The organism is Phytohabitans aurantiacus, assembly GCF_027923225.1.
In the GTDB taxonomy this organism is placed as follows: Bacteria; Actinomycetota; Actinomycetes; order Mycobacteriales; family Micromonosporaceae; genus Phytohabitans; species Phytohabitans aurantiacus.
In genome coordinates this window covers 18,827-42,146 of sequence record NZ_BSDI01000029.1, presented here as the reverse complement: position 1 = coordinate 42,146, position 23,320 = coordinate 18,827, and the positions used below count along the sequence as shown (strand labels likewise).

The following is a 23,320-nucleotide window of genomic DNA, read 5'->3' as shown; positions in this document are numbered from 1 at the left end:
TCCAGGTCCAGCCGGGTCGGCCCGGCGCCGGGGGTCCGCCGGGCAATCCTGCCGGCGGGTCCGCCTCGACCAGCTCGCCGTGCAGCACCTCGTCCGCCGCCACCGCGCCGGCCGCCAGCGGCGGCGGGGTGCGGGGTGCCGGCAGCGGGCCGGCGTCCGGCACGGTGTCGGCGGCCGGGGCGTGCGGGGCGGGCCGGGTCACGCCGTGGTGCCCGCGGGCACCACGCGATGCCGCGCCGGGGCCAGGTCGCGGACGTCGAACACCGGCGCGGTCACCGCGGCGGGCAACGCGCCGACCGGCCGGCCCAGCAGCGCCGGGGCGCCCAGATAGGTGGCCAGGGCCAGGATGGACCGCTCGGCGGCGGCCAGTCCCCCGACCTGACGCAGCTCGAATTCGAGGACCCGGATCGGCGCCCAGTCGGCGCTCTGCTCGATGGTGGCGGTGCGCAGGCCGAGCGCGGCCAGCACATCCATCACCACGTCGTGGCCGGGCACGGCGCCGGCGCCGTCGGCCGGGACGGTGCCGGCGGCGCTCAGCCCGGCGGCCAGCAGCGTGGAGAGCAGGTCGTCGACGGCGGCCCAGGTGGTGACCAACCGGGGCAGCAGCGGCACCACCGCCTCGCCAGCCGGGTCGCCGTCCAACAGCGCCAGCAGCGGCGCGGTGTCGACCACGATCGGCCCGTCCGCCGGCAGCGGCGCGGGCGTGCCGGCCGGGACGGCGGGCGCCGGCCGGCCGAGCCCGTCGGTGAGGGCGGCGCCCAGCGACGCGTGCCGGCCGTGGCTTTCACGCGCCCGCGCGAGGCCCCGACGCAGCCGGGACAGGGCGGCCTGCGGCGTGGACACCAGCAGCTCCCCCGCCCGCTCGCCGCGCAGCACCACCACCGGGCCGGTGATGCCGGCGGCATCGGCCAGAGCGGTCGGCAGCGTCATCCGCCGCCGCCCATCCACTGTGGACGGGCGGGCGGCGCTGCCGCCGTGGCCCTGCATCCTCATACCGGAATCCTCCATCGGGGTTTTCCCGTCCGTCCGTGCGCGCGGCGCGATCGATGGGCGGTCCCCGGGCCGCCCGGGCGCGGGGCACGGTCGGAGCTGAGCCCACATCGGGCAATGTGAGGGCGTGCCGATATCTGACCCTCAACCTGAGGCATACCCCAGCCTTCCGACCAACCCCCACTTCTCAGACATGAACCTCACAGCAGGATGCGGGTGCGACTCGACCCGGCCCTCCACTCCGCGCTGTTGGGGGCATCACCCGATGGGACGCCCCGGCCTGCCTGCACTCCCCCGCCTCCGGTCGCTCCCCAACGCGCAGATGCCGCCCGCAGGAGGAGATCTGTGGGGCGGTGCTGGCAGCGAGGGCGGGCCGGGACTGGTGAGTTAGGTCCGGGAATGTTCCATTCCCGGACCTAACTAAGACCCCGGTTGGCGGCGCCGCCGAGCGCGCCACCGCGTCGACATATAACCGATACCCCAAGCCTTGCTTGTTATCGACTAATCCCCTACGGTCATAACAACTATCCCAAGGGCTACCAGGTATAGGGGACGGAAATGATCCACATCAAGCTCGGGCCCGCAAAGCCGGCGACGGCCGACGACCCGATGGGGCGCGACTTCTACGGCTGGAGCCCCGACCAGAGCGCCGAGCAGTTGTTCGCCCGCAACCGCGGTCGGTGGCTGTTCGGTGCCCGCGCCGGCGTCGAGCAGTACGTGGCCTTCTCCTCCACGACCACCAAGCAGGTCGTGCTCGTCGTGCGGAAGACCGGGATGGAGGCGGCCGGCGGCGGGAAATGGGCGATCCTCGGTGACATCCTCGGCCCCGGCGATCCGGTCCACGACCAGCTGATCGGCCAGCCGATCCTGGACGCGCACCGCAACCCGGTCACCTACGTCGACCACCCGGCCGAGCTCGCCCGCCGGTGCGCCTGCGGCTGCGGCGAGGAGGTCACCGGCACCCGGATGTTCCAGTCGGGCCACGACCAGCGCGCCGTTTACAAGCGAATCACCGCCCAGTGGGGCGGCGTGGCCGGCTTCCTCACCTGGTTCGACGAGACGTTCGGTTCGGTTGAGGCGACCCCGGAGAACGATCTGCATCCCGACGGCCGCCCGGTGCAGCAGGACGAGCCGTAATCCCTCAGCCGTCGTCTCCCAGCGGCCGGACCGGCTTGTAGGGCTGGCCGTCCTCCCGGTTGACCGGCCTTTGCGCCAGTGCGTTCTCGACAGCGCACAGAGCATGCAACCCACCACCCCCGGATTACCCGCCTCGGGCGACCACGCCCCACCCTTCCCGCAGCACAGGGGCACGGCGGGCGGCGAAGAGGGCGCTCATGCCCGCACCAGACGGCGGCGGTCCGACAAGCGACCTCCACGATCAGGGGAATGGCTCAGCGGGTGGGCCTCGGTGACGGTACCGCCACCCCGGGCGGCAGTCGGGTCAACGTGTCCATCCGGGTGCCGGCCAGTTGCGCGATGGCCAACCCGTTCGCGAAAGATAGGTCCGCGCCGCTCAGGTCCGCGCCGGTCAGGTCCGCGCCAGTCAGGTCCGCGCCGTTCAAGTTCGCGCGGCCCAGGTTCGCGTCGACCAGGTTCGCGTCGACCAGGTCTGCGCCGCCGAGGTTCGCGCTGTTCAAGTTCGCGCCGTTCAAGTTCGCGACGGCCAGGTCTGCGCCGCCGAGATTCGCGCTGTTCAGGTTCGCCGTGTCCAGGTTCGCGACGAACAGGTTCGCGCCGTTCAGGTTCGCGCCGGCCAGGTTCGCCGTGTCCAGGTCCGCGTTGCCCAGGTTCGCGCCGTTCAGGTCCGCGCCGGCCAGGTACGCGCCGCCCAGGTACGCGTCGTTTAGGTTCGCGCCGCTCAGGTCCGCGCCGCTCAGGTCCGCGCCGCTCAGGTCCGCGCCGGCCAGGTTCGCGAAGGACAGGTCCGCGAGGACCAGGCGGGCGCCGCCCAGATCCGCGTCTGGAAGCGAGAGCAGCGTTCCGGCCAACTCCAGACGGTCAATGCCAGCTGAGTCAGGGTCCGGGCGGCGGCCGAGGACGACGATGGCGGCCTGCACATCCGGCGACGACGGCGGTACTTCTTCTGGAATAGGGTTCGGTCGCGGTGCGTGCGTGCGGATGAACGCGCACAGCACCTCGATGACGGTCGGCTTGTCGGCGGCCGAGTCCCGCATGATGTGTTCCAGGGCGTAGATGCCGCCGAGGCGGATGGACAGCTTGTCCGGGCCTTCCTGGCCGAGCTGATCGATGGCGCGGCCGAACCGGTCGCTGATCTGGGCCCGCTCGGTGAGCCGCAGCTGGTCTCGGGTGGCGGTGGTCGCGTCGGCGGTGTAGCCCAGCGATCGGGCGGTGAACAGCACGGCCGCCACCGCCGTGAGCGCCGTAACGCCCTGGAAAACGGTGAGCACCACCTCGCGGACCGTGCCGGCCCGGCCGGCGACCGCTGGTGCAGGCGGGGCCGGATGGAGCCGCCGCCCGCGGTCGCCGCCCACGGCCCGGCCTCGGACGGCGGTCGAGGCCGCCCACGGGCTGCGCCCGGTACGCCACCCAACGCGGGCGGCGCCCAGACGATCACGAAGACGGGGCACACCCACATTGGACCAACGGCGGGCCGCCGCCGTCACAGTGCTGGCCTGTAGCCGACACCGGCGAGGTCAAGCGCGACATGACCAGCCGCCTCGCCCTCGGCGGGATTCAGCAAACGCCCGCTCCGCTACCCGCCGCCGGGGGATCGTCGTAGCAAGCCATTAACGGAAGGAAACAGGAAGTTGACGTCTCAAGCGCCATCCCAGAGGACGCTGATCCTCACGGTTCTAGTCGAGCTAACCGCCAATGACGACCCAGGCCTTGTCGCCGATGCCCTTACGCACGCAGCGATGGACGATGCCGGCGATCGCCAGATCAAGGTCGTCAGCCGTGGAACCTTCGACGCCTCGTTGACGGACACCTTCATCGAAAAGGTCCAAGACGAGCCGGACAACATAGGCTTCACCGGCGAGCCGGGAGAGCGCCTTCCCGAATAGTGCAAACTCGGAGTACATGCGCGGTCTATCGGTCGGTGCAGCAACTCGGCGGCGATGACCGAGGCCCCCACCCGGCCACCGCGAGCGGATGTGCAGGTCCGCCAGCCGCCCGGGCACGTCGAGGATCGCCGTTAGGCGGGCATCCCGGCGTAGCCGTGGGGCTGGTCGGGCTCGTTCCACAGCGTGTCCGGGAACAGCTCGGCCAGGTGCCGCTCCGGCAGGTCGACGTCGTCACGGGTAGGCCCCAGGAGTCGGCCCATGTCCTCGGCTGCCCGTCGATGCCCACGCCCAGAGGCCAGGCAGCGATGCCCGCACGGCTCGTCACTGATAAAGGTTGCGCTGTGTCGCGGCCTCTCGTCGGGATTTCCTCGCAGCTGTTTCTGCGTTTCCCCCGGGCTGTTCCGCGCCTTCCTGTGAAGCGTCGTCCACCTTACGGAGTCTTATTTTTCTCAAGCGAAGGAAGGTGGGAAGACGCAACCAGCGCTTTGGCGCTACCGCACTGGCCTTGCCCGTATTGCTGGATTCTTTTTCTTCTGTCAGGCCAGGGATTTGCGCATGGTCCATGATCGCCGAGAAGTCCGCCTTGAGGTGATCGACTGGCGTCTCCTGAGCCTTTACCGCAGTGTAGAATGATGCGATGAAGGAGAGCTGTCCCCCGATAGATTCGACGATCGCGACAAACTGCTCCCAGGGAGGAAGGGGACCCTGTCCGTTGTATGTCCGGTCCACCAGCTCCGGGTTGATGCCCTTTGGAATCGGCGGTGGAAGATCCGGGTGAGGATAGCGGACTATATGCCAACGGGACGTGAGGTAGGCGCAGATTGCCTTCTGGTTCCTGTCCGCATGGCCGAAGATATCGAGTTCGATTCCGGACATCCGCAGAATTTGCCGGTCGATTGGCCTCCCCTCCGCCTCCCCCCAGGCCACCATGCGGGCAAGCCTCTCGACCTTTGCGTTGGCGTCATGTTGGCTTTTGGCACTCACGCGCCGATACGCCTCCGCGGCCTGCGCCTGCTCGACGGCCTTGGCTTGTGCGGCCGCCGCCGCATGCCGTTCCGCGTCGCGCTCCTCGTGCGCCCGCTTGACCACTTCTTCAAGCTGGTGACGCGCTGCGCGATGCTTAGCGTTCTCCTGCATAAGGAAGTCGGATTTGAGGTCGAGCTCCCGGATCCGCTCCATGAGAACGTCTTCTCGCGCAGTCGCGGCCTGCAGAGCGGTTTCGGCGCTGACGCACCGCTCCGCGAGTGCGCGTCGCTCGTCGGTTGCCTCCTCGACAGCGGCTTCCGCCCGTCGTTGCCCTGCGACTGCAGCCATGATCAATTGCTGGGCGGTGATCTGTGTATCTTCGGATGCATTCTGCTCGCCCTCTGCAGGCAGGTCGACATCTTCACCGGTGATCCGTTTCCACAGGCAACTCACCAGCGCCCAGACTGCCTCGCGCTCGGCCGATTCTGCGCCGTGCAGAGCGACGCGAAAGATCTCGGTCGTCGCCTTGAGCTTCGGGTAGGGTCGCTCGCCGCGGCCGTTCATCTCTCCCGAGAGTTCGCCGCGCTGCTTGGCGATCTGGTCACTGGTGGGCTCAGGCTTCTTGTCGATCTTCGCCCGCCTCGCCAGGAAACCTGACCAGCTTCCGAAGCGGAAGACGAGCTGGCGAACGGCGACCAAAAGCAGTATCTGATCTTCAGATCGCCGAACTTTACCCGCAGTGAGACGCCTGTATTCATTGTCTAGCCGCAGAGCGTCGATCGCAGCCTGCAGACTTCCCTCGACACAACCGTCCTCTGCCTCGGCCTCCGCCATAACCTTCCACCTTCTGCATCTCTTCTGCGCCCGCCAACCAGGCCCGGTCCGACCTAACCGCGCAGGCCAGCATCGCCGACCCCGCCAAGCGTCGGCGACCCGACACGCAGTGCTGGACGTGCCACCTTCGACGAAGCCATTCGTCAGACAAAAGGCCGAGTTCTGCCAGTGCGGAAGCTCAGAACCTGGTCATAATCTTGCCGCCACCGATGCTTCTGCGAAAACGGAAACGTCCACCTGGTCACAAATTGGTCAACCGGCGCATTCCTCAGTAGCCAGAATATCGGCGGCAGCCTTTGAATTAAGTGTGCGTGCGCAACTGCGCGTGTCACGGACCTGAGCGGGATGCCTTTACGTCGTGGGGACGACTGCTCCCGCCCAGGCCGTGTTCGGTTCCTGAGGAGAAACCGGTACCGTCAATGATGCTCCATACGTACCTCGGGGAGAAACCCCGTACAGGCCGCTTCCCACTGTCGGGAAGTGAATAGATGCCTAGACGCCGTCACCAACGATCACGATCACGACAGGTGCCCAAGGCGATGACGGGTCAACCGGCGGCTGAACTGGCTGGATTAGCTGGCCGCGTTCACCTGACCGGTAAGCTTCGCCTCCCCGGCATGAACGGAGAGGGCAGTATCGAGACCGAGGGTGGGGACCAGACCCGGATACTGAACGCTGTCGCACTCATGATCGCATTCGGAATCGGGATGCTTCCCGCCACGCTACTTGGCGTGATCTGCTATCTATGCCCCATACCGATCTGGGTGAAGCTGGCATTGCCACTCATAATCTGGGCAATAACCACCGTCACCATGCTCATTCTGATGAGGAAGGAGTCCCACTGACATGGAGCGAAAGACTGTTTTCGCACCGGTATTCAGAGCTTAGGCAAACTTTGCCGCTCCTGTATGTCATCCACGTCATCCGCAGCGTCTGCCCGCCCCACTGGCCGCCGGGGCGGGCAGACCCCTTTGGTCCCGGACATTCCCGATCCGCAGTGGAGTCGAGTTGGCACCTTGCGGTGGACGTAGCAATCCCCACAACCCTGGCATGACCACATCGGACTGGCCCCGGCTGAGCGTCCGCCAGGGCGGGCCGGCGGTGCCAGGGCGGTGGCCTGTACCCGACACCGCCGACACCGACCGTCAGCGTGCTCGCTCACTGCGCCCCGGCCCGAATGCCCTCCCACGGCGTACTACCGCCAAATGGGCACGGGAAGTGGGTATTCCTGGACCTAACTAAGTCGGGATCTGGGCCAGGTACTCCGGAGGGGGTAGGAGCACTCCGGGCATGTCCGCCGGCAATCCCACCGGCGGCACCGACCAGTCCCGCGGCCGGGCCAGGTCCACGGTGCCGGCGGAGAATGCCGCGTTGCTGAAGTGGACCGTGCCGCCGTAGAACGCCGCGTTGCTGAAGTCGACCCTGCCGGCGGAGAACTCCGCGTTGCTGAAGTCGACCCTGCCGGCGGAGAACTCCGCGTCGCTGAAGTCGACCCTGCCGCCGTAGAACGCCGCGTCGCTGAAGTCGACCCTGCCGCCGTAGAACGCCGCGCCGCTGAAGTCGACCGCGCCGCCGGAGAACGCCACGCCGCTGAAGTCGACCATGCCGCCGGAGAACGCCACGCCGCTGAAGTCGACCCTGCCGCCGGAGAACGCCACGCCGCTGAAGTCGACCATGCCGGCGGAGAACGCCACGCCGCTGAAGTCGACCATGCCGGCGGAGAACGCCACGCGGCTGAAGTCGACCATGCCGGCGGAGAACGCCACGCGGCTGAAGTCGACCATGCCGCCGATGGTGTCCAGAGAGATCAGGAGCCGGCCCAGCAGCGGCGGGTCGGCTTCGGCCAGGGCGGGGACAATGGGCTGGTAACTGGGCATGTGACGCAACGCCTGACGTTCAGACTCCGACATCGGCGCGAGGGGAATCAGAGTGGCGTGACTTTTTAGCGCCTCGGCGACGTGGGCCGGGACCTGGATGCCGGTGACCCGCGTGGTCTCGGCGGTGGCGAAGATGCGCAGCCCAGGCGGCAAGGATCTCAGCGCGGCGGCGTCCAGCTGGCCCACCTGGGCGGGATCGAGACCGTCTAGCCACAGCAGCGCGCCATCGAGCGGCCGCACCACGGGGCTGCCCGGCGGCGTGGGCGACCAGTTGGGCGATCGTGACGTCGGGGTCGGGACGGTAGATCAGCAGCAGATGGTCGGGCAGCAGCCGGCGGGCGTGGTGGGCCAAGCTCCGGCTGGCGCCGGCCAGGCGAGCGCCGTGGACGATGACCCCCACGCTCAATGACTCCACAGCTGCGATGATCTTCGCGTCGTCGTCCCTGGGCAGGTACGGGGCAGGCCCGTCGTCGGTGTCGAAGCGATTGGGGTGCACGCCCAGCTCCGCCAGCGTCGCCTCGTGCATAAGGCGAGGCCGGCCTCGGGAGTCGGTGACCGCCAGCACCGCCCGGGACGGCACCCGCTGCCGGATGGCGTCGACCCAGACGGCCGCCGCGGCCGTTGCCAGCGCCCCGGCCAGCCACATCCACCGGAGTCTGCCGTCGGTGTAAGCCTGGTTGGCGAAGATCGCTACCGCGACCATGCCGACCGCGGCGGCGCCGCCGGTCAGCAGCGTTGTCCAGCGGAGGGCGGTCGATCGACGGCGCACCGTATCCCTCGCCCTCCTCCGTGGCTGATGGTCCCGGCGGGCGGATCTTCCTCGATCGCGTCAACAACGGGCGGAACACTGGACTATCAGCCGCCGAGTTGACTGTCCACACTCGTGTCGGAGACAAGGCAGCTACCTCGAAGAGCGAGCTGATCCGGTTCGAGACGACGCCGGCTCCGGACGCCTGCCAACAACCTGCCCGACAACACGCGCTGAAATCCCCGGGAACCACGGCCGTGCCCCGTAACCTCGGTTGGTGGCACTGCCCTGACATCTACAGATCTGCTTACCTCCAGCGACCCCGCCCGGGACCGACTCGAGGGGTCCCGTCCCGGAAGGCCCGGGACTTTGGGCTCCGCGCCGGGGGTGCGCATGTCCAAAGAGGTCACACGGCAGTACCAACCGCCCCGGACCGACCCTCTTTGCCGAGGTGTGGCGGGGTGGCGGCGCTCGTGTCGGAGTTGTCCGCGGTCTTCGCGGAACACCGCCAACACGACGCCCTCGCCGTGGCGGCGAGGGCTATCGCGCTATGTGGACTGATCATGGTCAACCTGGATTGGGCCCGGTGACGACCGCTGATCTGTCCGCTAGGTAGTGCCGCTTGGGTCGGGGGTCCGTAGGGCTCCCGACCCGCCTGTTTCCCCGGCCACGGGTTGTGCCGTACCCGGCGTACGTGTACGTACGGTACCCCTGTCATGTCAGGGGGACTTGACAGACACGCCCCACGGTGACGTGGATTTCATCACCCCCGGTGTCAGATTGCCGGTACCCGCGCCCCCTTCGGCGCGTCGCGCTGATGCTTCCGGGGCGTAGGTGTCGCCCCTGCCCACCACGGGGACGATTCAGCTGATCACACAGCCGATCGACCTCAGGTGGAGCCACATTGGACGATGGCCCGCTCACATTGGGCAGTGATGCCGGCGGCATCGACCGCACCGGCCAGGCCGCCCGCCCGGGCAGAGCACAGCACCGCCCAGCCCGCCGGGGTGGCGCCAGCATCACGCCCACTGTGGAGTGGGTGATGCCGCCGGCATCGGGCTCCGCCGTGGACGCCTTGTACGACTCGCTCGGGTCGGTGCGCCGTGCGGGCCATGCCGCATGGTCCAGGTGGGCCGACGTTGTACACATTGGAGAGTGGTGTCGCGCGGCGGCCACCTTGACTCGCCTCAGGGCTGATCAGGTAGCTCTCGGGGGCGCCACATGATGTCCATGACCGGGGAGTCCGGTGTTGGAGTCCGCTGGCCGACGAACTGGTAGCCCCAGCGCTGGTACAGGGCTCGAACCCGGGGGTGGTCGTGTTCGACCGCGAGGCAGACTCGGGTTTCTGGGCGGCTGGCCAGTAGGGCGTCGTGCACCGTTCGCGATGCGCCGGTGCCGCGCCAGGCCGGAAGGATCATGAGTTCGAACAGCACGAATGTGCGTTCTCCGTCTTCGTGGGCGAAGTCGTCGTCCGGTCGCGGGGTGAGCGTCGCCCAGTAGTCGGTGGCGGCGGGTCGGGTGGCGCCGTAGGCGTAACCGATGGGATGGGTGTCGTGGTAGCCGATCACGGCTTCCCATCGAGGGCTGGCCGCGTGCTGGTGTAGGCGTTGACGGAATCTGTCCAGGGAGAAGAACGGGTCGTCGAGTCGGGTGGCGTACACCGTTTCGTAGATGCTGACGAGCAGGTCGGTGACCTTGGTGACGTCGGTGTGCCGGACGGTGTTGATCTCTGCTGTGGTCATGCGGCGCTGAGGGAGGTGTCGTAGAAGTCGAGCCAGCGTGCGACCTCGGGCACCGGCCGCCAGGTCTCCATCCGTCCGCGCAGTTTCCGCAGTCGGGCTGCTGCCCGGCCGGCCCGCAGTGATCCGCTGAGTGAGGAGATCTCGTGCACGGCGGAGGTGGCCGCGTCGGCGGCGATCTCGGGACTGCGTGCGCCGAGATTTGCTTTGGCGAGGTGGATTAGCCCGTGGACCCGGTTGCGGTGGTAGGCGCCGGGGATGAGCCGCAGGTCGCTCTGGGCACTTTCGACGGCTTCGTTCCACTGTCCGAGGAGGCTGTGCACGAGAGTTTCCTGAGCGAACAGTTGGGCGCGGTTGACGAACCCCAGCCAGGTGGGAACGTCTTCATCGCAGGCGTTGCCGAGGACGTCATGTGCGCGTTGAAGCGAGCGCAGTGCCTGTCGCCGCTCGCCGCGCCAAGCCCTTCCGTAGGCGGCCCGGCAGTGGAACAGGGCGGCGGCCCTGGGGTGCTGGCGTGCGGCCGTGGAGCGCAGCGCGGTGCGGGAGATCTGGTGGATCTCGCCACCCTCGCCTGCCTGACGGGCTCGCATCGCCATGTAGTTCCAGACCTGCACGGTGAGCAGGTTGTCGCCGGCCAGCGCGGCGAGCTTGAGCGCTTCGGGTAGCACCTGGCCGGCGAGGGTCAGGTCGTCGGCGTCGATCGCGAACCAGCCGGCGGCCGCCTTGTACTGCCCGGCGAGGCCGTGCAGTGCGTCGCTGACGGCCACGGACATCTCGTAGCGTTTGCGGGCCTCCAGGAGCCGGTCGGCGTGCCAGACCGCTTCTTGGGCAAGAGCGACGCCGCCGGCCGCGTCGTCGGCGGTGAACAGTTGGGTCAGTGGGTCGCGCAACCGCACGAGATCTGACTGACCGATGCGTCCGCGGCGGGGCAGGCTCGGGACGATGATCGAAAACAGTGCCCCGCCGGCGATGTCGAACAGGTCACGGCGTCGCACGGATCCCTCCTGTTCGTGGAGAAATGGTCTGTCGAATGCTGACGTTACCCCGCCGGATGGAGTGCGTGATGATCCGGATCTTGGGGTAAATCCAAGATCGACGGCGGAGGTTTCGAAGAGGCTTTCCAGGGCGAGGCGGACAGGAGCATGTGGCCAGCTCGTCGCGCCGCAGAGCAGCCGGCGCACGCTGCGCTCGGTGTAGTCGAACTCTTTGCCGGTCAGGTCCTGCACCCGCTCGCTGATGGCGTCGGCGACCTCGGGAATGGTCATGCCGGCGTCGGTGATTTGAGCGGCCAGTTCTTGATTACGCTCCGGCACCTTGCCCCCATTCATGGATGCAACGCTGTGCAATTCTCCGTACCTTGCGCGGCGGCGGTTGGCAATACGGTCACCGTCAAAACGTCCGGGTGCGTGCGAGTAGAACGCTGGTTTGCGACCTGGGCAGGGCATCGATGTCTCTGGTTGGCTGAGGTAACACCGATTGGCGATGCGTAACGGATCGCTCGTTCACATGCCGGGCGGGGCTGCCAGCGCCCTGTATCGCTCGCCTGCCCGGCCCCGTGGGAGCGCCCTGTGGCCAACCGACTAAAGGAGTCAGCGGATGACTACCTCGACCGGCGCCCGGACGGACCGGCTGATCACCGCCGTGGGGGAAGGTACGGCATTCCTCGCCCAAGTCTCGAAGTTCGCCGTCGATCGGGAACAGACCGATCAGTTCGTCGACGCCGGCAGTTTCCTGCCGCCCCAGGTCGTCCGCGACATCATCGCGTGTATCGCCCCGAGCGGGCAGGTCGCTGGCTGGCCAGAGGGCACCGAGTTCCCTGTGTCGATCGACTTCGCCAGACCGGTCGTCGTCGTTTCGATCCACACTGATGTCCCATCGGGCGACCGCGCGCACCGGATCGACCGGCTGCGCGAGCGCCTGATCCCCCACAGCCTGGTGGTCCTCACCGCCCTGCCGGCTCCGGAAGACGACCCTCGCCAGCGGGCGGAGCTGTTGTCGGCGTTCGGGGGCCTGGAGTTGTTGGGCGCTGAGGACCGCACCCTCGCCGATGCGCCGATTCCGGTTCGTGACTGGCGGCGCTACCCGGTCTGCGGGCTGGTGCCCGGCTCGCCCCCGCACGCTCTGATCGGCGGGGTCGGGCACGTGGGCGGGTAGCGCCAGGCCAGCCGCCGCCCCGCGCCGTCTCCCCCCAATTTCACCGGCTTCCGGGCCGCGACACCTCGCGGCCTGGGATGGGCACGCCCACCGGTCGTGCCCGGTCATGTCCATCTGAGCAAGGAGGACGGTATGTCCAGCACGAGCACCGGGACGATGCGGTCGATCACGACCGCGGTCTCGATCAGCACCGACACCAGCCGTGCGGCGGCGCTGCGGGTCTCCCCGCAGGGCACCTGCGCCCGGGTCGGCGTGATCACCGCGACCGGCCTGGAGGCGAACGAGATCGTCACCAGCCAGATCGCCAGCCTCTGACCCGATCGGTAACGGTGCGCTGCGCTGCTGGCGGAACGCACCCTGGCAGGCACGGCTGAACCAGTACGGCCGGCGGCGGCGATCCGACTGCGCCGCCGGCCGTCCCGCCGGCCCGCTCACCCCTGATCCGCACCGTCCAGTGAAAGGGGCACGCCCCGTGGGAACACTCAAGATCCGCACCACCGCTTTCGACGCGAAGGTGGACACCCGGCCCGGCGAGCCGGTGTTGGAGGCCCTGCGCCGCAGCAACCTGCCGCTCGCCGGGTTCCTACTGTCCGATGACAGCGGCCGGTTCGTGTCGCTGGCACACGCGATCGGCGCCGACGACACGGTCACCGCCATGTCGATCCGCAACCCCGACTTCACGATTCTCAACCCGGCGGTGACGGTGCATCCCGCCGGTACGCCGGTCGCTGAGATCTTCGTCCCGGGCGCGCAGGGCCCGGAGCTGTTGCAGTTCGACCGCCAGGCCGGCATCGACTACATCTACGCCTCGTTCGCCGCCGTCCTGGACAAGTACCGGGCCGCGAACCCCGGCGAGCGGGTCGTTCAGATCGCGTTGTCCGGTGGTGGCGACGGCCGCATCGTCGGCGAGTGCGCCGGCCGGTACCAGGACGAGCACCCGGACGTGCGGTTCTTCGCGGTCATCACGGCCAACGGGTTCGAGGATGAGGGCGGGCACATCAAGGCCGCGGTCGGGATCGCCCAGCGGTTCGGGCTCACCTACGAGGTCTTCGACGAGTCGCGATCGGCGGTCGAGCTCGGCTACAAGACCGCCTTTGAGGAAGTTCTGCAGAAGTACCACGCCATGTACCCGGCGGACGAGCGGGAGGTCATCGCGACCCTGTGGGTGCAGCAGCTCAACCTGGAGATCGCGGAGAACGCCGGCCGCCGGGCCGTCATCTTCGGGTTCAACCAGGAAGATGTCATCGCGGAACGGCTCTACCAGATGCTGATCGGCAGGCCGCTGCCCGCCTATCCGATCCGCGACGCGAAGGGCTTCCACATCCTCGCACCGCTGCATCGGATCCCGAAGCAGCTCATCGACGCGTTGGACCTGGACAACTCCCGTGACAACTACGCCCGCCGGCAGCCGTCGGTGTCGGCGCGTAGGTCGCAGCTGTACTTCCTGGCGTACTTCATCATCGCGAACTTCCCCGACCTGGCCGCTGGCCTGGCCGACCCGTCGATCGTCGACCTGGGCGACGACCCGGCCCCGCAATGGCTGCTCAACCCGCGCGCCGAGCAGTGATCCCGATGGGACACCCCACCACGCAAAGCGGTCCGCTCGACCTCGATCTGATCCGGAACGCGGAACTGGCCGGGCGGCCGTGGCCGCACTGCGTCCTCACCGGTGCGATCACCGACCAGGCGACGCTGGACGAGATGGTCGCCTCGTTCCCGGACCAGGGTTTCCAGACGGTGCGGGAGCTGAATCCGGACGCCGAAGGCAAGACGTTCGAGGTTGGGGTCCGCAACGATCTGACCGGCGCCGACCTCGCCCCGGTCTGGACACCGTTCACCACCCAGCTGCGATCGGAGCATTACCGGCGGGCTGTCGGGCACCTCGGCGGCGTCACCCTCGAGGGCAGTCAGTGCGTGGTGGCGTTCTACCGGTACCCGCCGCAGACGTGGCTCGGTCCGCATCGCGACAACCGGTACAAGATCCTCACCCACGTCTTCTACTTCAACGCCGACTGGCCCGCCGGCGCCGGCGGGGATCTGCTCATCCTGGACGGCCCGGACGCCGGCAGCCTCCGGCGCCGGGTCTGCCCGAGGGCGGGGACCAGCGTCGTGATCGTCCGAGGCGACGACTCCTGGCACGCGGTGCAGAAGGTCAGCGACGAGGTCACGCGGGCGCGGCTCAGTGTCAGCGTCGTCTTCTACACCGCCGACGCGGACCTGACCAAGCACGTCAACTGACAACGAACCACACGAATGCGGCTAGACCACGCCGGGGCACCACGGGTGCCCAGCCCCGCCCGAGACTGCCTGGGGAACACCATGCCTCGCCCGCCGCTGTACCCGTTCGCCCGGCCGGCCGGCCGGGAACTGCCAACCGAGCTACAACAGCTGGCCGGGCGGGCGCCGACCCGCGTCGAACTACATGATGGAACCCTCGCGTTTCTGGTCACCAGCGACCAAGGCGCCCGGGACGTCCTTTGCAACCGGGCGTTCAGCGCGGACGCGACCCGGCCCGGGTATCCCGTCATGAGCCCCGGCCGGGCCGCGCTGACCAGCAGACCCACCTTCCTGCGGCAGGACGCCCCCGAGCACGACACCCTGCGCCGGATGGTCCTGCCCTACTTCACCGCCCGGCACATCCGCGCCCTCGAACCACGGCTCGCGGCAACCGCCAGGAAGCTCACCGACGCGATCGCTGGCGCCGGGAGCCCCGCCGATTTCGTCGCCGGGTTCGCCGTCCCGTTCCCCGGTCGCACGATCGAGACGCTGCTCGGCCTGCGCAGCGACGAGCGAATCAGGTCGTTGACCGCCGCCCTCAACACCCATGCGGTCGACGGCCCGGCGAAGGAGCAGGCCGCGACCGACCTGCTCGCCCACCTCGATGACGTCGTCACCGAGCAGAGCCACAACCCACGGCCAGGAATCATCGGTGACCTGGTCCGCAACCATCTTCTGACCGGCAAGGTCACCGCGCAGCAGATCGCCGACACGATCCGGCTGCTGCTGACCGCCGGGCAGGAAACCAGCGCCGGAATGCTCGCGCTGACGCTGCTCGACCTGGCCGAAGACCCGCGCTGGCGCGACCAACTGACCGGCCCGCAACCCGTCGCGGAGGCAGCCATCGAGGAACTGCTGCGCTGGCACTGCGTCGTGCACACCGGCATCACCCGGGTCGCCGTCGAGAACACCGCCGTGCAGGGCGTCGCCATACCGGCCGGCACCGGTGTCATCATCTCCGTCCTGGCCGCCAACCACGACCCCACCCGATACGCCAAGCCCGACCAGATGCAACCCGGGCGCGACAACGGAGCCAGCCACCTAGCATTCGGCCGAGGCATCCATCAATGCCTCGGGCAAAGCCTGGCCCGCGCGCAGCTGCGGATCGGCCTCGCGGCAGTCGCTGACCGGTTCCCCGGCCTGCACCTAATCGACAAGCCGCTGCGGTTCACACCACAGAACGGGATCTTCAGCCTCGAAACCCTCCCCCTGGCCTGGTAAGGCAGACCCCAACATGTCGATGCGGGACCTCACCGACTTCTACCAGCAGGCGATCAGGCCGCAGGTGCTGCTCGACCACGTGGCAGCGGTGGCCTTCGACCGGCTCCAAGGCAGCACCGGCCTGGCCCGCGCCGCCACCGTCGTCGAGGGTCTCGCGGCCGACGCTGGACTCGACGTCACCGTCGCCTGGCACCCGCCGGGCGCGCCGACGTCCCGCTGGTGGCAGTTCACCGCTCCCGCCGCCAACTCACCGGTCGCGGCGAGCCTGCACCTCGGCGACCACCTGATCGCGCAGTACGCCACCTGCCCGATGATCCTCGCCCGGGGCAGCGCCTCCACCCCCACCGGTGGGATGCACACGCCACTGGTCACACTCGCCGCAGACGCACCGAGCCAGGCCGACCTCACCAGAGCGTTCGTGCTGGTCCCGCCGACACCACGGTTCAAGATCCCCGCGCTGCTCGACCGCCTCACCGCAGCCGGCGCAGCCGCCGTCGGCGTCGAATCCGCGTCCCCGGACCCCGGCCGCGTCGACCGGCTCGAAATCCCCGACAGGTGCCCGCTGGTCGCGATGTCACTGTCCGGTGAGCAGGCCGCCCGCCTACGCGCGACAGGACCAGGCACCGAACTCACCGTGCACGCCGAGCATGAACCGGCCGCCGCCATGCCGGTCGTGCACGCCGTCGTACCCGGCGCCGCACCCGGCCCGGCCGCACTGCTCATCGCCCACCTGTGCCACCCCGGCCCCGGCGCGGACGACAACGCCTCCGGCGTCGCCGCCCTGCTATCCATCGGGGCAGCCGCTGCCGCCCTCCCCGCCCAGCGGCGGCCACGGCTGGAACTGCTGTGGGCGCCCGAGATGGTCGGCACCGCAGCATGGCTGCACGAACGCCTGAAATCGGCGAAGCCGCTACCGGACTTCGTGATCAGCGTGGACATGGTCGGCGCCCACCCCACCCAGACCGGCGCAGTCCTGACCATCGAACGCAGCGCCGACCACGTACCATCCCCGCTCGCCGCAGCACTCGACGCCGCCGCCGACGCGGCGGACCCACCGGTCATCTCCTACTCGACCGCGTCGACCTGCAGCCGGCATCCCCGAATGGTCGTCCCATTCGTCGGCGCAAGTGATCACCTACTGTTCAGCGACCCGAAGATCGCAATCCCAGGCGCACACCTAACATGCGGCCCCAGCAGCCTGCACCACAGCTCACGCGACACCGTCAGCACGCTGTCGGCCAAACACCTGCACCGGCACACAGCCATGGTCGCCGCCGCCACCACCGCGCTATGCACCGGTGCGGCCACCACCGACATCCTGGCCGCGATGCGCCGCCTCGACCTCACCCGGCTCGCTGAGGTAACCAACCGGGACCCCATGGACGCTCAGGCCGCTCGGGACGCCATCTCCAGCGCCTACGACACCCTCGCCCGCTGGACTCCCCCAGCGGCACCTGACATCGAACTGTCCGCAGCCGCCATTGTGGAGATCGCGGGCCGGCTCCTGGGCGCAACCATCCACACCACCCCGGCGGGCACCCCGGCCATTGAGCCGCTGTGGGACGGGCCATGGAACCTGCACAACCTACTCGCCGCCGTCGACCCCACCCGTCGGGCCGCCTTCGGTGAACTGCTCGGCGCTGGCGGCGACCGGTACGCCGCAGCCGTCGCGCTCGCCCACGCCATCGACGGGACACGCACCCCCGAGCAGCTTCGCACCGCGGCCGCAGCCGCCGCCGGCATCCCGATCAGCATTCAATTCACCGAGGTGTTCCTGTCGACGATGACCGCCGCCGGCTGGGTCCGTACCAAAGTCCTCAGCCAGCACCCCGCTATCGGGCAGGACCCTCCCGCCATGCGGTGACACCCTCCTTGGCAACACTGATCAGCAGAAAAGCGCCGTTCACCACCGCGAAGAACCCCAGAACCCACACCATCGCCGCCGGGCGGACGATCAGGACCACGGCAATCAGCGTGACCATGAAGCCGTAGTCACGGACCACCTTGATCAGCCGCACCGGCACCGACCTCGACGCGACCAGGCTCGACCCGGCGCCCTGCTTGTCCATCACCGACGTCACCATGTTCACCATCCACGTCGCGGCGAACACCGCGACCACCCAACCCGGCACCGCGGTGGACGCCTGCACGACCGCGGCGACAGCAGCGACAACACCGACCTGCACGGTGATGTCACACAACACATCAAGTCGGCCGCCGGCAGGGCTGATCACCTTAGTTCCCCGCGCGAGCTGCCCGTCGACGCAGTCGCAGATGTAGGCGATCTGCCAGCCAAGCCACGCCAGCACGCCAGCGACCACCGCCGCAGATCCGCCGCCGGAGAGCACCGGCGCCGCAGCGATCACCGCTGCGGACGTGCCCGCACCCAAAACCAGGTTCGCCAGCGTGAACGCGGTCGGCCGAATCCGGAACCTAGCAGCAACAACGCACAACCTCGACGCGACCGGATAGCTGACCAGATTCGTCACCAGCCCGGCAGGCCGGGCCAGTCGGCGGTAATCGGCCGCCGTAGGCGTGCGGATGGCTGACACAGCGTCGATCACGAATGATCCTTCCCGGGCAGACTGATGGCGTAAGGGCATGCCCACTTCGTCCCTACATGAGTAGGTGCGGCCGGGTCGGCTAATCGTACCGACACCGTACGGGCGACTCGCCCCCACGCGGCTGCCTGTCGCACGCCCGGCGATGCCCCCTTGCGCGGGTGCCGTGCGTGTCATGCCCTGGCACGCCAGGCATCCGACGCGATCGGTACGTTTGGTCAGCGCGAGGGCCGGTCGGCCATTCGGTGATCATCCGGTCACTCTGAAGGGTGAGACCGGGCCGCCCTATACAGACCCTCGGTTACGGGCCGGTAGCGTCCGGTGCATGAACGACCGGTTGCTGCTGCTCCACCTGGCGACCGGCGTCGTGGGCTTCAGCGCCACCGTGCTGATCTGGCCGATGACCCGCGGCGCGGCCGGGCACAGGTGGATGGTGTGGCCACTGCTGGTGCTCACCGCGGCCACGACGACGCTGTTGCCGCTGCTGATCTGGGCGGGTGGTTGGACCTATTCAGTGGCGGCGATCGGGTTGGTCGCGGTCGTGGCGTTGCACTGGGACAGCCACCTCGCTGCGCGACGGAGGCGGCCCGCCGAGCCTGTCACATGTCGCCCACCGGGTGCGTTTCTCTTGGAGTGACCTGCGCGACGGTGATCATGGCAGCAGGTCGGCTTCTCCGCTGGCCACAGCCGCAAGCGACGTACATGGATAGATGCCGCCCTCCCGGACGCCGCTGTCGTCGCATTACCGCTGGCCAGGGCTTTGGATGATCTCCCTCAAGAAGAAACACACCCTCGCCCACCCGGACGCGTGACGTGATCACGTGAGCGACGCCGACCCGACCCGGTTGGCCGTCGGCTCCACGACGCGGCCAGCGATCTGGCCCGTTGCCTGACGACCGATGTGCGGATCGAGCCGGTCCACGTCATCGTTCCGCTCCTGCAGACCATGGACCAGCTTGTGCAGATCGCCGGGGAACTGGGTCGCCAGGCCAGATGCCGGTCCGGCTTGGTGTGACGCCGTCCGGTGGCAGGGCCGGGCGTGAGAAGGGCTCCGCGAACACGGCGTGTCGCTCGGCAGCGAGGTGGGCCAGGAGGCGGATCGTGAGGACGTGAGCGATGCTGTGCCGCACGTCGGGCAGTTGCTGCAGGGTGATCCAGGTGCAGGTGGCTTCGGCTTCCAGGCGACTGCCGTCTCCGGTGCGTGGTCCGGGCTCGAGTCCAGTGACGTTGGCCGCGAACATCTGGTAGCGGGTGGAGGATCCTTTACTGTCCCGGCACCAGCCGAGCGTGACAAGATGGCTGGAATCCAGGTGGAAGCCGGTCTCTTCCTGAAGTTCCCGGACGGCGTCGTCGATGGGGTCGGTCTGTTCCGGGGCACCGGTGACGGCGGACAGGGTGGTCTCGGGCCAGCACGGGACGCGTTCGTCGGTGAGCAGCAGTTGCAGCCCGGTAGGGCTGTGGCGGTAGGGCAGCACGGCGATCACGGGTTGGCCGCCGTACCACTCGGCGAACACGTAGCCGCCGATGCCGGCCTCGGGCTCACGGATGGCGCGCAGCGTGACCCGGCCGTGGGTGTACAACGTCTCGACCTCTGCTGGCATTGCTCTCTCTTCCTGGCTGGGTGCGGGGCGCTGGTAGGGCTGGCGCAGTGCGCTCTGGGGACGGCCGGGCCGCCTCCCCGGCGGCCGGGCTGGCGGCCTGCTGGGTGGATGACCGGTTCGGTGCCTCTTGGTCCCGGCCCCTGATTGGTGGCCGGGACCAAGAGGTTGTCGTTCCCGGATGGTTAGCCGGCTTGCTGGTTAGCCCTTTGGTAGATGGGGTTTGGTGTGTTCGACCTGATGCTGGTCGCGTGGGCGGGCGCCGGGGGTACGACGCCGGTGCGGATGACGGTGCGGATCCAGGTGCGGTAGTAGGCGGCGTCGGTCATGACGGCGGCGCCGGTACAGGTCTGCTCGTCGACGGCGCGGGAGAAGCCGCCGAGGGCGTCCCAGCGGGTACCCCAGTGTCGGGAGCGTTGCAGGACCGGGCTGCCGGAGTCACCGAAGCAGATTCCGGTTGCCGAATCCGGGCCGATCACGCAGATCTCGCCCACGCCGATGTCGGCCGCCGCGCAGCTGCTCGGGTCGACGATGTCCATGGTGAGCTGGGACAGGTCGACCGGTGCCGGGCCGGTCCATCCTGGCCATGAGGTCAGCCCCCAGCCGATGGCCCGTACCGTGGTTCGTTTGCTTGACGGGGCTGGGGTTCGGGTGGGGATGTGGAACGGCTTGAGTCGTACCGGCTGGTCGAGTTCCAGCACGGCGATGTCGGCGTCTGCGCCGGTGCCGGCGCCCCAGTTCCACGCTGCGTGCGGCAGGATCCTCTTGATGCCGACGAGTTTGCCGCCGTCGAGGCGGTTGTTGGAGCCGAACCGCACCTGGTACAGGCTCGCGTCCCGGGGCGTCGAGGTTGGGTAGGTGGTGACGCAGTGGGCGTTGGTGATCGCGTGTCGTGGTGAGAGGTCGGATAGCCAGACCGCGCAGGAGTGCCACTGGTCGGCCTTGCGTTGCAGCGATCCCATGCCGGTGTACGTTTCGGTCGCCAGGTCACCGCCAATGATCATCGGGGTGACCGGTTCCCCGCCGGGGTCCGCACCGGCGGGAGCCGCCACGGTCACCATCGCGGCCACCAATACGGTGCCGAAAACGCCCTTGAGTGCTCGGGTTGTCGATCGGGTGGTCAACAGGTTCCTTTCGAAGGGTGGGGTCCGCGCGCCGCGGTCGCGGCGCGCGGCTCGCCGCCTCGGGCGGCAAGCCTTGGGGCAGGCGTGCTGGAAGGCGGGTAGTGCTGGGCCGGACCTTCTCGGGTGCTGGGGTCACCTGCCGGTGATTGGCTAAATCTTCTGGAGCAGGCGCCGCACGTCGGCGACCTCGGCGTCACCGACCGACTCGTAAAGGTGCTGGGCTTCGGTCAGGTAGTGCACGGCATTGCTGGACGCGCCGGCCCCAGCCGCCATCTCGCCCAGGGCGTGGAGCGCTTGCGCGCGGCCTCTGGGTGAGCGCAGCTCGGTCATCTCCCGCAAGCCGTGCTCGATTTGGGTGCAGCCGTCCTCGGGTCGCCCGTTGTCGGCCAGGGCTCGGCCGAGCTCGATCCGTGCGAGGGCGCCGTTGTAGGGGTCGATATCGGCCAGCTCGGCCAGGATGGTGTGTGCTTTGGTCAGGTGTGTGATCGCCGCTGAGCGGTGGCCGGCTAGGCGGTGGGCGCGGCCTAGCCGTATCTGGGCAAGGCCGATGCCGCGGGTGTCTTGTGCCTTGGTGCAGGTTTCGAGTTCTCGGGTGAAGTAGCGGATGGCGGTCTGCGGGTCCTGCGCGGCGAGGGCGACCAGGCCCAGGCCGGCGAAGGCCCCTGCCCGGATGTGCTGCAGCCCGTCGACCCGCGCCGCGATCAGAAGGCTGTCCTGGAACAGGCTGGCGGCGTTGTCGAGTTGACCGATGTCGTAGTGCGCCAGTCCCCACCGGCGCAGGGCGGCTGCCTCGAAGGCGGGGTTGCCGATGCGGCGGGCGCAGTCCAGGGCGACCTCGTCGACGACCATGCGGTCGGGGTGGTGGCGGCCGAAGTGGAACAGCGGCCACATTGCGTCCACGAGCGTGTAAACCAGCGCGGGGTAGGTGTCGCACATCACCCGCACGGCCGCGACCAGGGTCGGTCGTTCGCTTTCGAGCCAGTCCAGGGCCTGGTCCCGGCCGGTCATGCGCACCACCGCGTCCGGCGGCAGCGGGGACACATGGATCTTGGGGCGGCGCCGGTACGGGGTCAGGATCGTGTCGGCGGTGTGGGCGGCGGCCAGATACGACGTCAGGATCCGTTGGCGGGCCTGGTCTTTTTCCGGATCGTCGGCGACCTGCCGGCGCGCGTGCACACCCACCAGGTCGTGGTACAGGTAACGGTCCTCGGCGACCTCGCTGATCAGACTCGCCAGCACAAGCTCGTCCAGCACGGTCGAGATCCGGTGGCCGGGCAGGTCGAGCGCCGCTCCTGCGAGAGCGGTGGTGAACTCCGCCCCGGGGTGCAGCCCGACGACCAGTCGGTAGCAGCGGGCGGCGGTGTCGCTCAATGCTTTGTAGGACAGGTCGAAGGCGGCAGTCACGGAGATGTCTCCTATGGACAGGTGGTCAAGGCGGTGGCGCTGGTCGGTGAGGCTGTCTACGAGCCGGCGCACCGGCCGCCTGGGGTGGATGGCCAGCCGGGAGCCGACCACGCCCAACGCGATCGGCATGCCGCTGCACAACCGGGCCAGCGTGTGCAGGGCGTCGTGTTCGTCGATGACTCGCCGGTCCGCGACGGTCAGCTCCAGCAGCGCGACCGCGGCTGGCTCCGGCAGCGGCTGTACGGGGGTGAAGCGGGCGCCGTCGACGGCAAGGCCGTCCAGCAGGGTGCGGGCGGTCACCACGACCACGCTGTCGACGCCGGTGGGTAGCAGCGGCCGCACCTGCGCGGCGGAAGCTGCGTTGTCCAGCAGGATCAGCAGTCGCCGGTCGGCGCTGAGGGTGCGCCATAGACCAGCCAGTTCTCCCTCGTCGACCGGCACCGCTCGCGGCGGGACGCCGAGGGCGCGCAGGAAGCGGCCCAGCACCTCGCCGGAGGGCAGCGGGCCGCTGGGACTTGCCGCGCCCAGGTCGGTGTAGAGCTGCCCGTCCGGGAAGATCGGGCGGTGCCGGTGTCCCCACCGCAGCGCCAGCGCGGACTTACCGACACCGCCGAGCCCGGTCAGTACGAGCACCGGGCGGCGCTGGCCAAGGTCGCCGAGCGCGGTGTCCAGTTCGGTCAGTTCGTCCTCGCGGTCAACCCAGCGGGTCGGCTCGGCGGGAAGCTGCCGAGGCCGTGGATGATTGTTGGCCGCCGGCTCGTGGTAGTGCACGCCGCCGTGGATAGCGCCGGCCTGCACGACCGG

The 23,320-nt window shown here is 68.9% G+C and carries 23 protein-coding genes; 11 read left to right on the top strand and 12 right to left on the bottom strand.

The features are described 5' to 3' along the window. Window positions 1-198: 198 nt before the first annotated feature. Window positions 199-993, bottom strand: a complete 795-nt coding sequence (locus QMG73_RS25945; protein ID WP_281899873.1) for a hypothetical protein — start codon at window positions 991-993, stop codon at window positions 199-201. Window positions 994-1,548: 555 nt separating this feature from the next. Here QMG73_RS25945 and QMG73_RS25940 point away from each other — a divergent pair. Continuing rightward, window positions 1,549-2,127 (top strand): hypothetical protein, encoded by a 579-nt coding sequence (locus tag QMG73_RS25940; RefSeq protein WP_281899871.1) that lies wholly within the window; start codon window positions 1,549-1,551, stop codon window positions 2,125-2,127. Window positions 2,128-2,381: 254 nt separating this feature from the next. On the opposite strand, the gene QMG73_RS25935 is transcribed toward QMG73_RS25940, so the two are convergent. Next, complete coding sequence (locus tag QMG73_RS25935; protein ID WP_281899869.1) at window positions 2,382-3,401, bottom strand: pentapeptide repeat-containing protein; 1,020 nt, start codon at window positions 3,399-3,401, stop codon at window positions 2,382-2,384. A gap of 465 nt (window positions 3,402-3,866) precedes the next feature. Between QMG73_RS25935 and QMG73_RS25930 the strand changes: the two genes are divergently transcribed. Beyond that, window positions 3,867-4,013 (top strand): hypothetical protein, encoded by a 147-nt coding sequence (locus tag QMG73_RS25930; RefSeq protein WP_281899868.1) that lies wholly within the window; start codon window positions 3,867-3,869, stop codon window positions 4,011-4,013. A 131-nt stretch (window positions 4,014-4,144) separates the two neighbouring features. Here the strand turns inward: QMG73_RS25930 and QMG73_RS25925 are convergent, their stop codons facing one another. Beyond that, a complete protein-coding gene (locus QMG73_RS25925) occupies window positions 4,145-4,273 on the bottom strand; it encodes a hypothetical protein (RefSeq protein WP_281899867.1) in 129 nt (42 codons plus the stop codon). Between the two features lie 61 nt (window positions 4,274-4,334). After that, a complete protein-coding gene (locus tag QMG73_RS25920) occupies window positions 4,335-5,813 on the bottom strand; it encodes a hypothetical protein (RefSeq protein WP_281899865.1) in 1,479 nt (492 codons plus the stop codon). A 527-nt stretch (window positions 5,814-6,340) separates the two neighbouring features. Between QMG73_RS25920 and QMG73_RS25915 the strand changes: the two genes are divergently transcribed. Then, window positions 6,341-6,658 carry a hypothetical protein gene (locus QMG73_RS25915; protein ID WP_281899864.1) on the top strand — a complete coding sequence of 106 codons (318 nt, stop codon included), beginning with the start codon at window positions 6,341-6,343 and terminating at the stop codon, window positions 6,656-6,658. 393 nt (window positions 6,659-7,051) lie between these two features. Here QMG73_RS25915 and QMG73_RS25910 read toward each other — a convergent pair whose 3' ends face one another. After that, a complete protein-coding gene (locus QMG73_RS25910) occupies window positions 7,052-7,723 on the bottom strand; it encodes a pentapeptide repeat-containing protein (protein ID WP_281899863.1) in 672 nt (223 codons plus the stop codon). Then, window positions 7,710-8,459, bottom strand: a complete 750-nt coding sequence (locus QMG73_RS25905) for a hypothetical protein (protein ID WP_281899862.1) — start codon at window positions 8,457-8,459, stop codon at window positions 7,710-7,712. Before QMG73_RS25905 ends, QMG73_RS25910 begins: the two co-directional genes overlap by 14 nt. A gap of 440 nt (window positions 8,460-8,899) precedes the next feature. Between QMG73_RS25905 and QMG73_RS25900 the strand changes: the two genes are divergently transcribed. Beyond that, window positions 8,900-9,028 carry a hypothetical protein gene (locus QMG73_RS25900; RefSeq protein ID WP_281899861.1) on the top strand — a complete coding sequence of 43 codons (129 nt, stop codon included), beginning with the start codon at window positions 8,900-8,902 and terminating at the stop codon, window positions 9,026-9,028. A 597-nt stretch (window positions 9,029-9,625) separates the two neighbouring features. On the opposite strand, the gene QMG73_RS25895 is transcribed toward QMG73_RS25900, so the two are convergent. Together QMG73_RS25895 and QMG73_RS25890 are read right to left on the bottom strand one after the other, a co-directional pair. Further along, window positions 9,626-10,180, bottom strand: coding sequence for a GNAT family N-acetyltransferase (locus tag QMG73_RS25895; RefSeq protein WP_281899860.1), 555 nt, complete (start codon window positions 10,178-10,180; stop codon window positions 9,626-9,628). Continuing rightward, window positions 10,177-11,622: a hypothetical protein gene (locus tag QMG73_RS25890; RefSeq protein WP_281899858.1), complete on the bottom strand. Its 1,446-nt coding sequence runs from the start codon at window positions 11,620-11,622 to the stop codon at window positions 10,177-10,179. Before QMG73_RS25890 ends, QMG73_RS25895 begins: the two co-directional genes overlap by 4 nt. 151 nt (window positions 11,623-11,773) lie before the next feature. On the opposite strand from QMG73_RS25890, the gene QMG73_RS25885 reads away from it, so the two are divergent. The 6 genes from QMG73_RS25885 (at window position 11,774) to QMG73_RS25860 (ending at window position 17,693) form a co-directional block, all read left to right on the top strand. Beyond that, complete coding sequence (locus QMG73_RS25885) at window positions 11,774-12,331, top strand: class I SAM-dependent methyltransferase (protein WP_281899855.1); 558 nt, start codon at window positions 11,774-11,776, stop codon at window positions 12,329-12,331. A 132-nt stretch (window positions 12,332-12,463) separates the two neighbouring features. Beyond that, window positions 12,464-12,646, top strand: coding sequence for a hypothetical protein (locus QMG73_RS25880; RefSeq protein WP_281899854.1), 183 nt, complete (start codon window positions 12,464-12,466; stop codon window positions 12,644-12,646). A gap of 157 nt (window positions 12,647-12,803) precedes the next feature. Then, window positions 12,804-13,898, top strand: a complete 1,095-nt coding sequence (locus QMG73_RS25875) for a hypothetical protein (protein WP_281899853.1) — start codon at window positions 12,804-12,806, stop codon at window positions 13,896-13,898. Between the two features lie 5 nt (window positions 13,899-13,903). Next, window positions 13,904-14,569, top strand: a complete 666-nt coding sequence (locus tag QMG73_RS25870; protein ID WP_281899851.1) for a 2OG-Fe(II) oxygenase — start codon at window positions 13,904-13,906, stop codon at window positions 14,567-14,569. 81 nt (window positions 14,570-14,650) lie between these two features. Continuing rightward, window positions 14,651-15,829, top strand: a complete 1,179-nt coding sequence (locus tag QMG73_RS25865; RefSeq protein WP_281899849.1) for a cytochrome P450 — start codon at window positions 14,651-14,653, stop codon at window positions 15,827-15,829. Between the two features lie 13 nt (window positions 15,830-15,842). Further along, complete coding sequence (locus QMG73_RS25860) at window positions 15,843-17,693, top strand: M28 family peptidase (RefSeq protein WP_281899847.1); 1,851 nt, start codon at window positions 15,843-15,845, stop codon at window positions 17,691-17,693. Here QMG73_RS25860 and QMG73_RS25855 read toward each other — a convergent pair. Further along, window positions 17,662-18,393: a CDP-alcohol phosphatidyltransferase family protein gene (locus QMG73_RS25855; RefSeq protein ID WP_281899845.1), complete on the bottom strand. Its 732-nt coding sequence runs from the start codon at window positions 18,391-18,393 to the stop codon at window positions 17,662-17,664. The genes QMG73_RS25860 and QMG73_RS25855 overlap by 32 nt on opposite strands. 322 nt (window positions 18,394-18,715) lie before the next feature. Between QMG73_RS25855 and QMG73_RS25850 the strand changes: the two genes are divergently transcribed. Continuing rightward, window positions 18,716-19,027 carry a hypothetical protein gene (locus tag QMG73_RS25850; protein WP_281899844.1) on the top strand — a complete coding sequence of 104 codons (312 nt, stop codon included), beginning with the start codon at window positions 18,716-18,718 and terminating at the stop codon, window positions 19,025-19,027. 286 nt (window positions 19,028-19,313) lie between these two features. On the opposite strand, the gene QMG73_RS25845 is transcribed toward QMG73_RS25850, so the two are convergent. The 3 genes from QMG73_RS25845 to QMG73_RS25835 form a co-directional block, all read right to left on the bottom strand. After that, window positions 19,314-19,991 (bottom strand): NUDIX domain-containing protein, encoded by a 678-nt coding sequence (locus QMG73_RS25845; protein WP_281899843.1) that lies wholly within the window; start codon window positions 19,989-19,991, stop codon window positions 19,314-19,316. A gap of 182 nt (window positions 19,992-20,173) precedes the next feature. Then, a complete protein-coding gene (locus tag QMG73_RS25840) occupies window positions 20,174-21,112 on the bottom strand; it encodes a S1 family peptidase (protein ID WP_281899842.1) in 939 nt (312 codons plus the stop codon). 150 nt (window positions 21,113-21,262) lie between these two features. Further along, complete coding sequence (locus QMG73_RS25835) at window positions 21,263-23,314, bottom strand: tetratricopeptide repeat protein (RefSeq protein ID WP_281899841.1); 2,052 nt, start codon at window positions 23,312-23,314, stop codon at window positions 21,263-21,265. Between the last annotated feature and the right edge of the window lie 6 nt (window positions 23,315-23,320).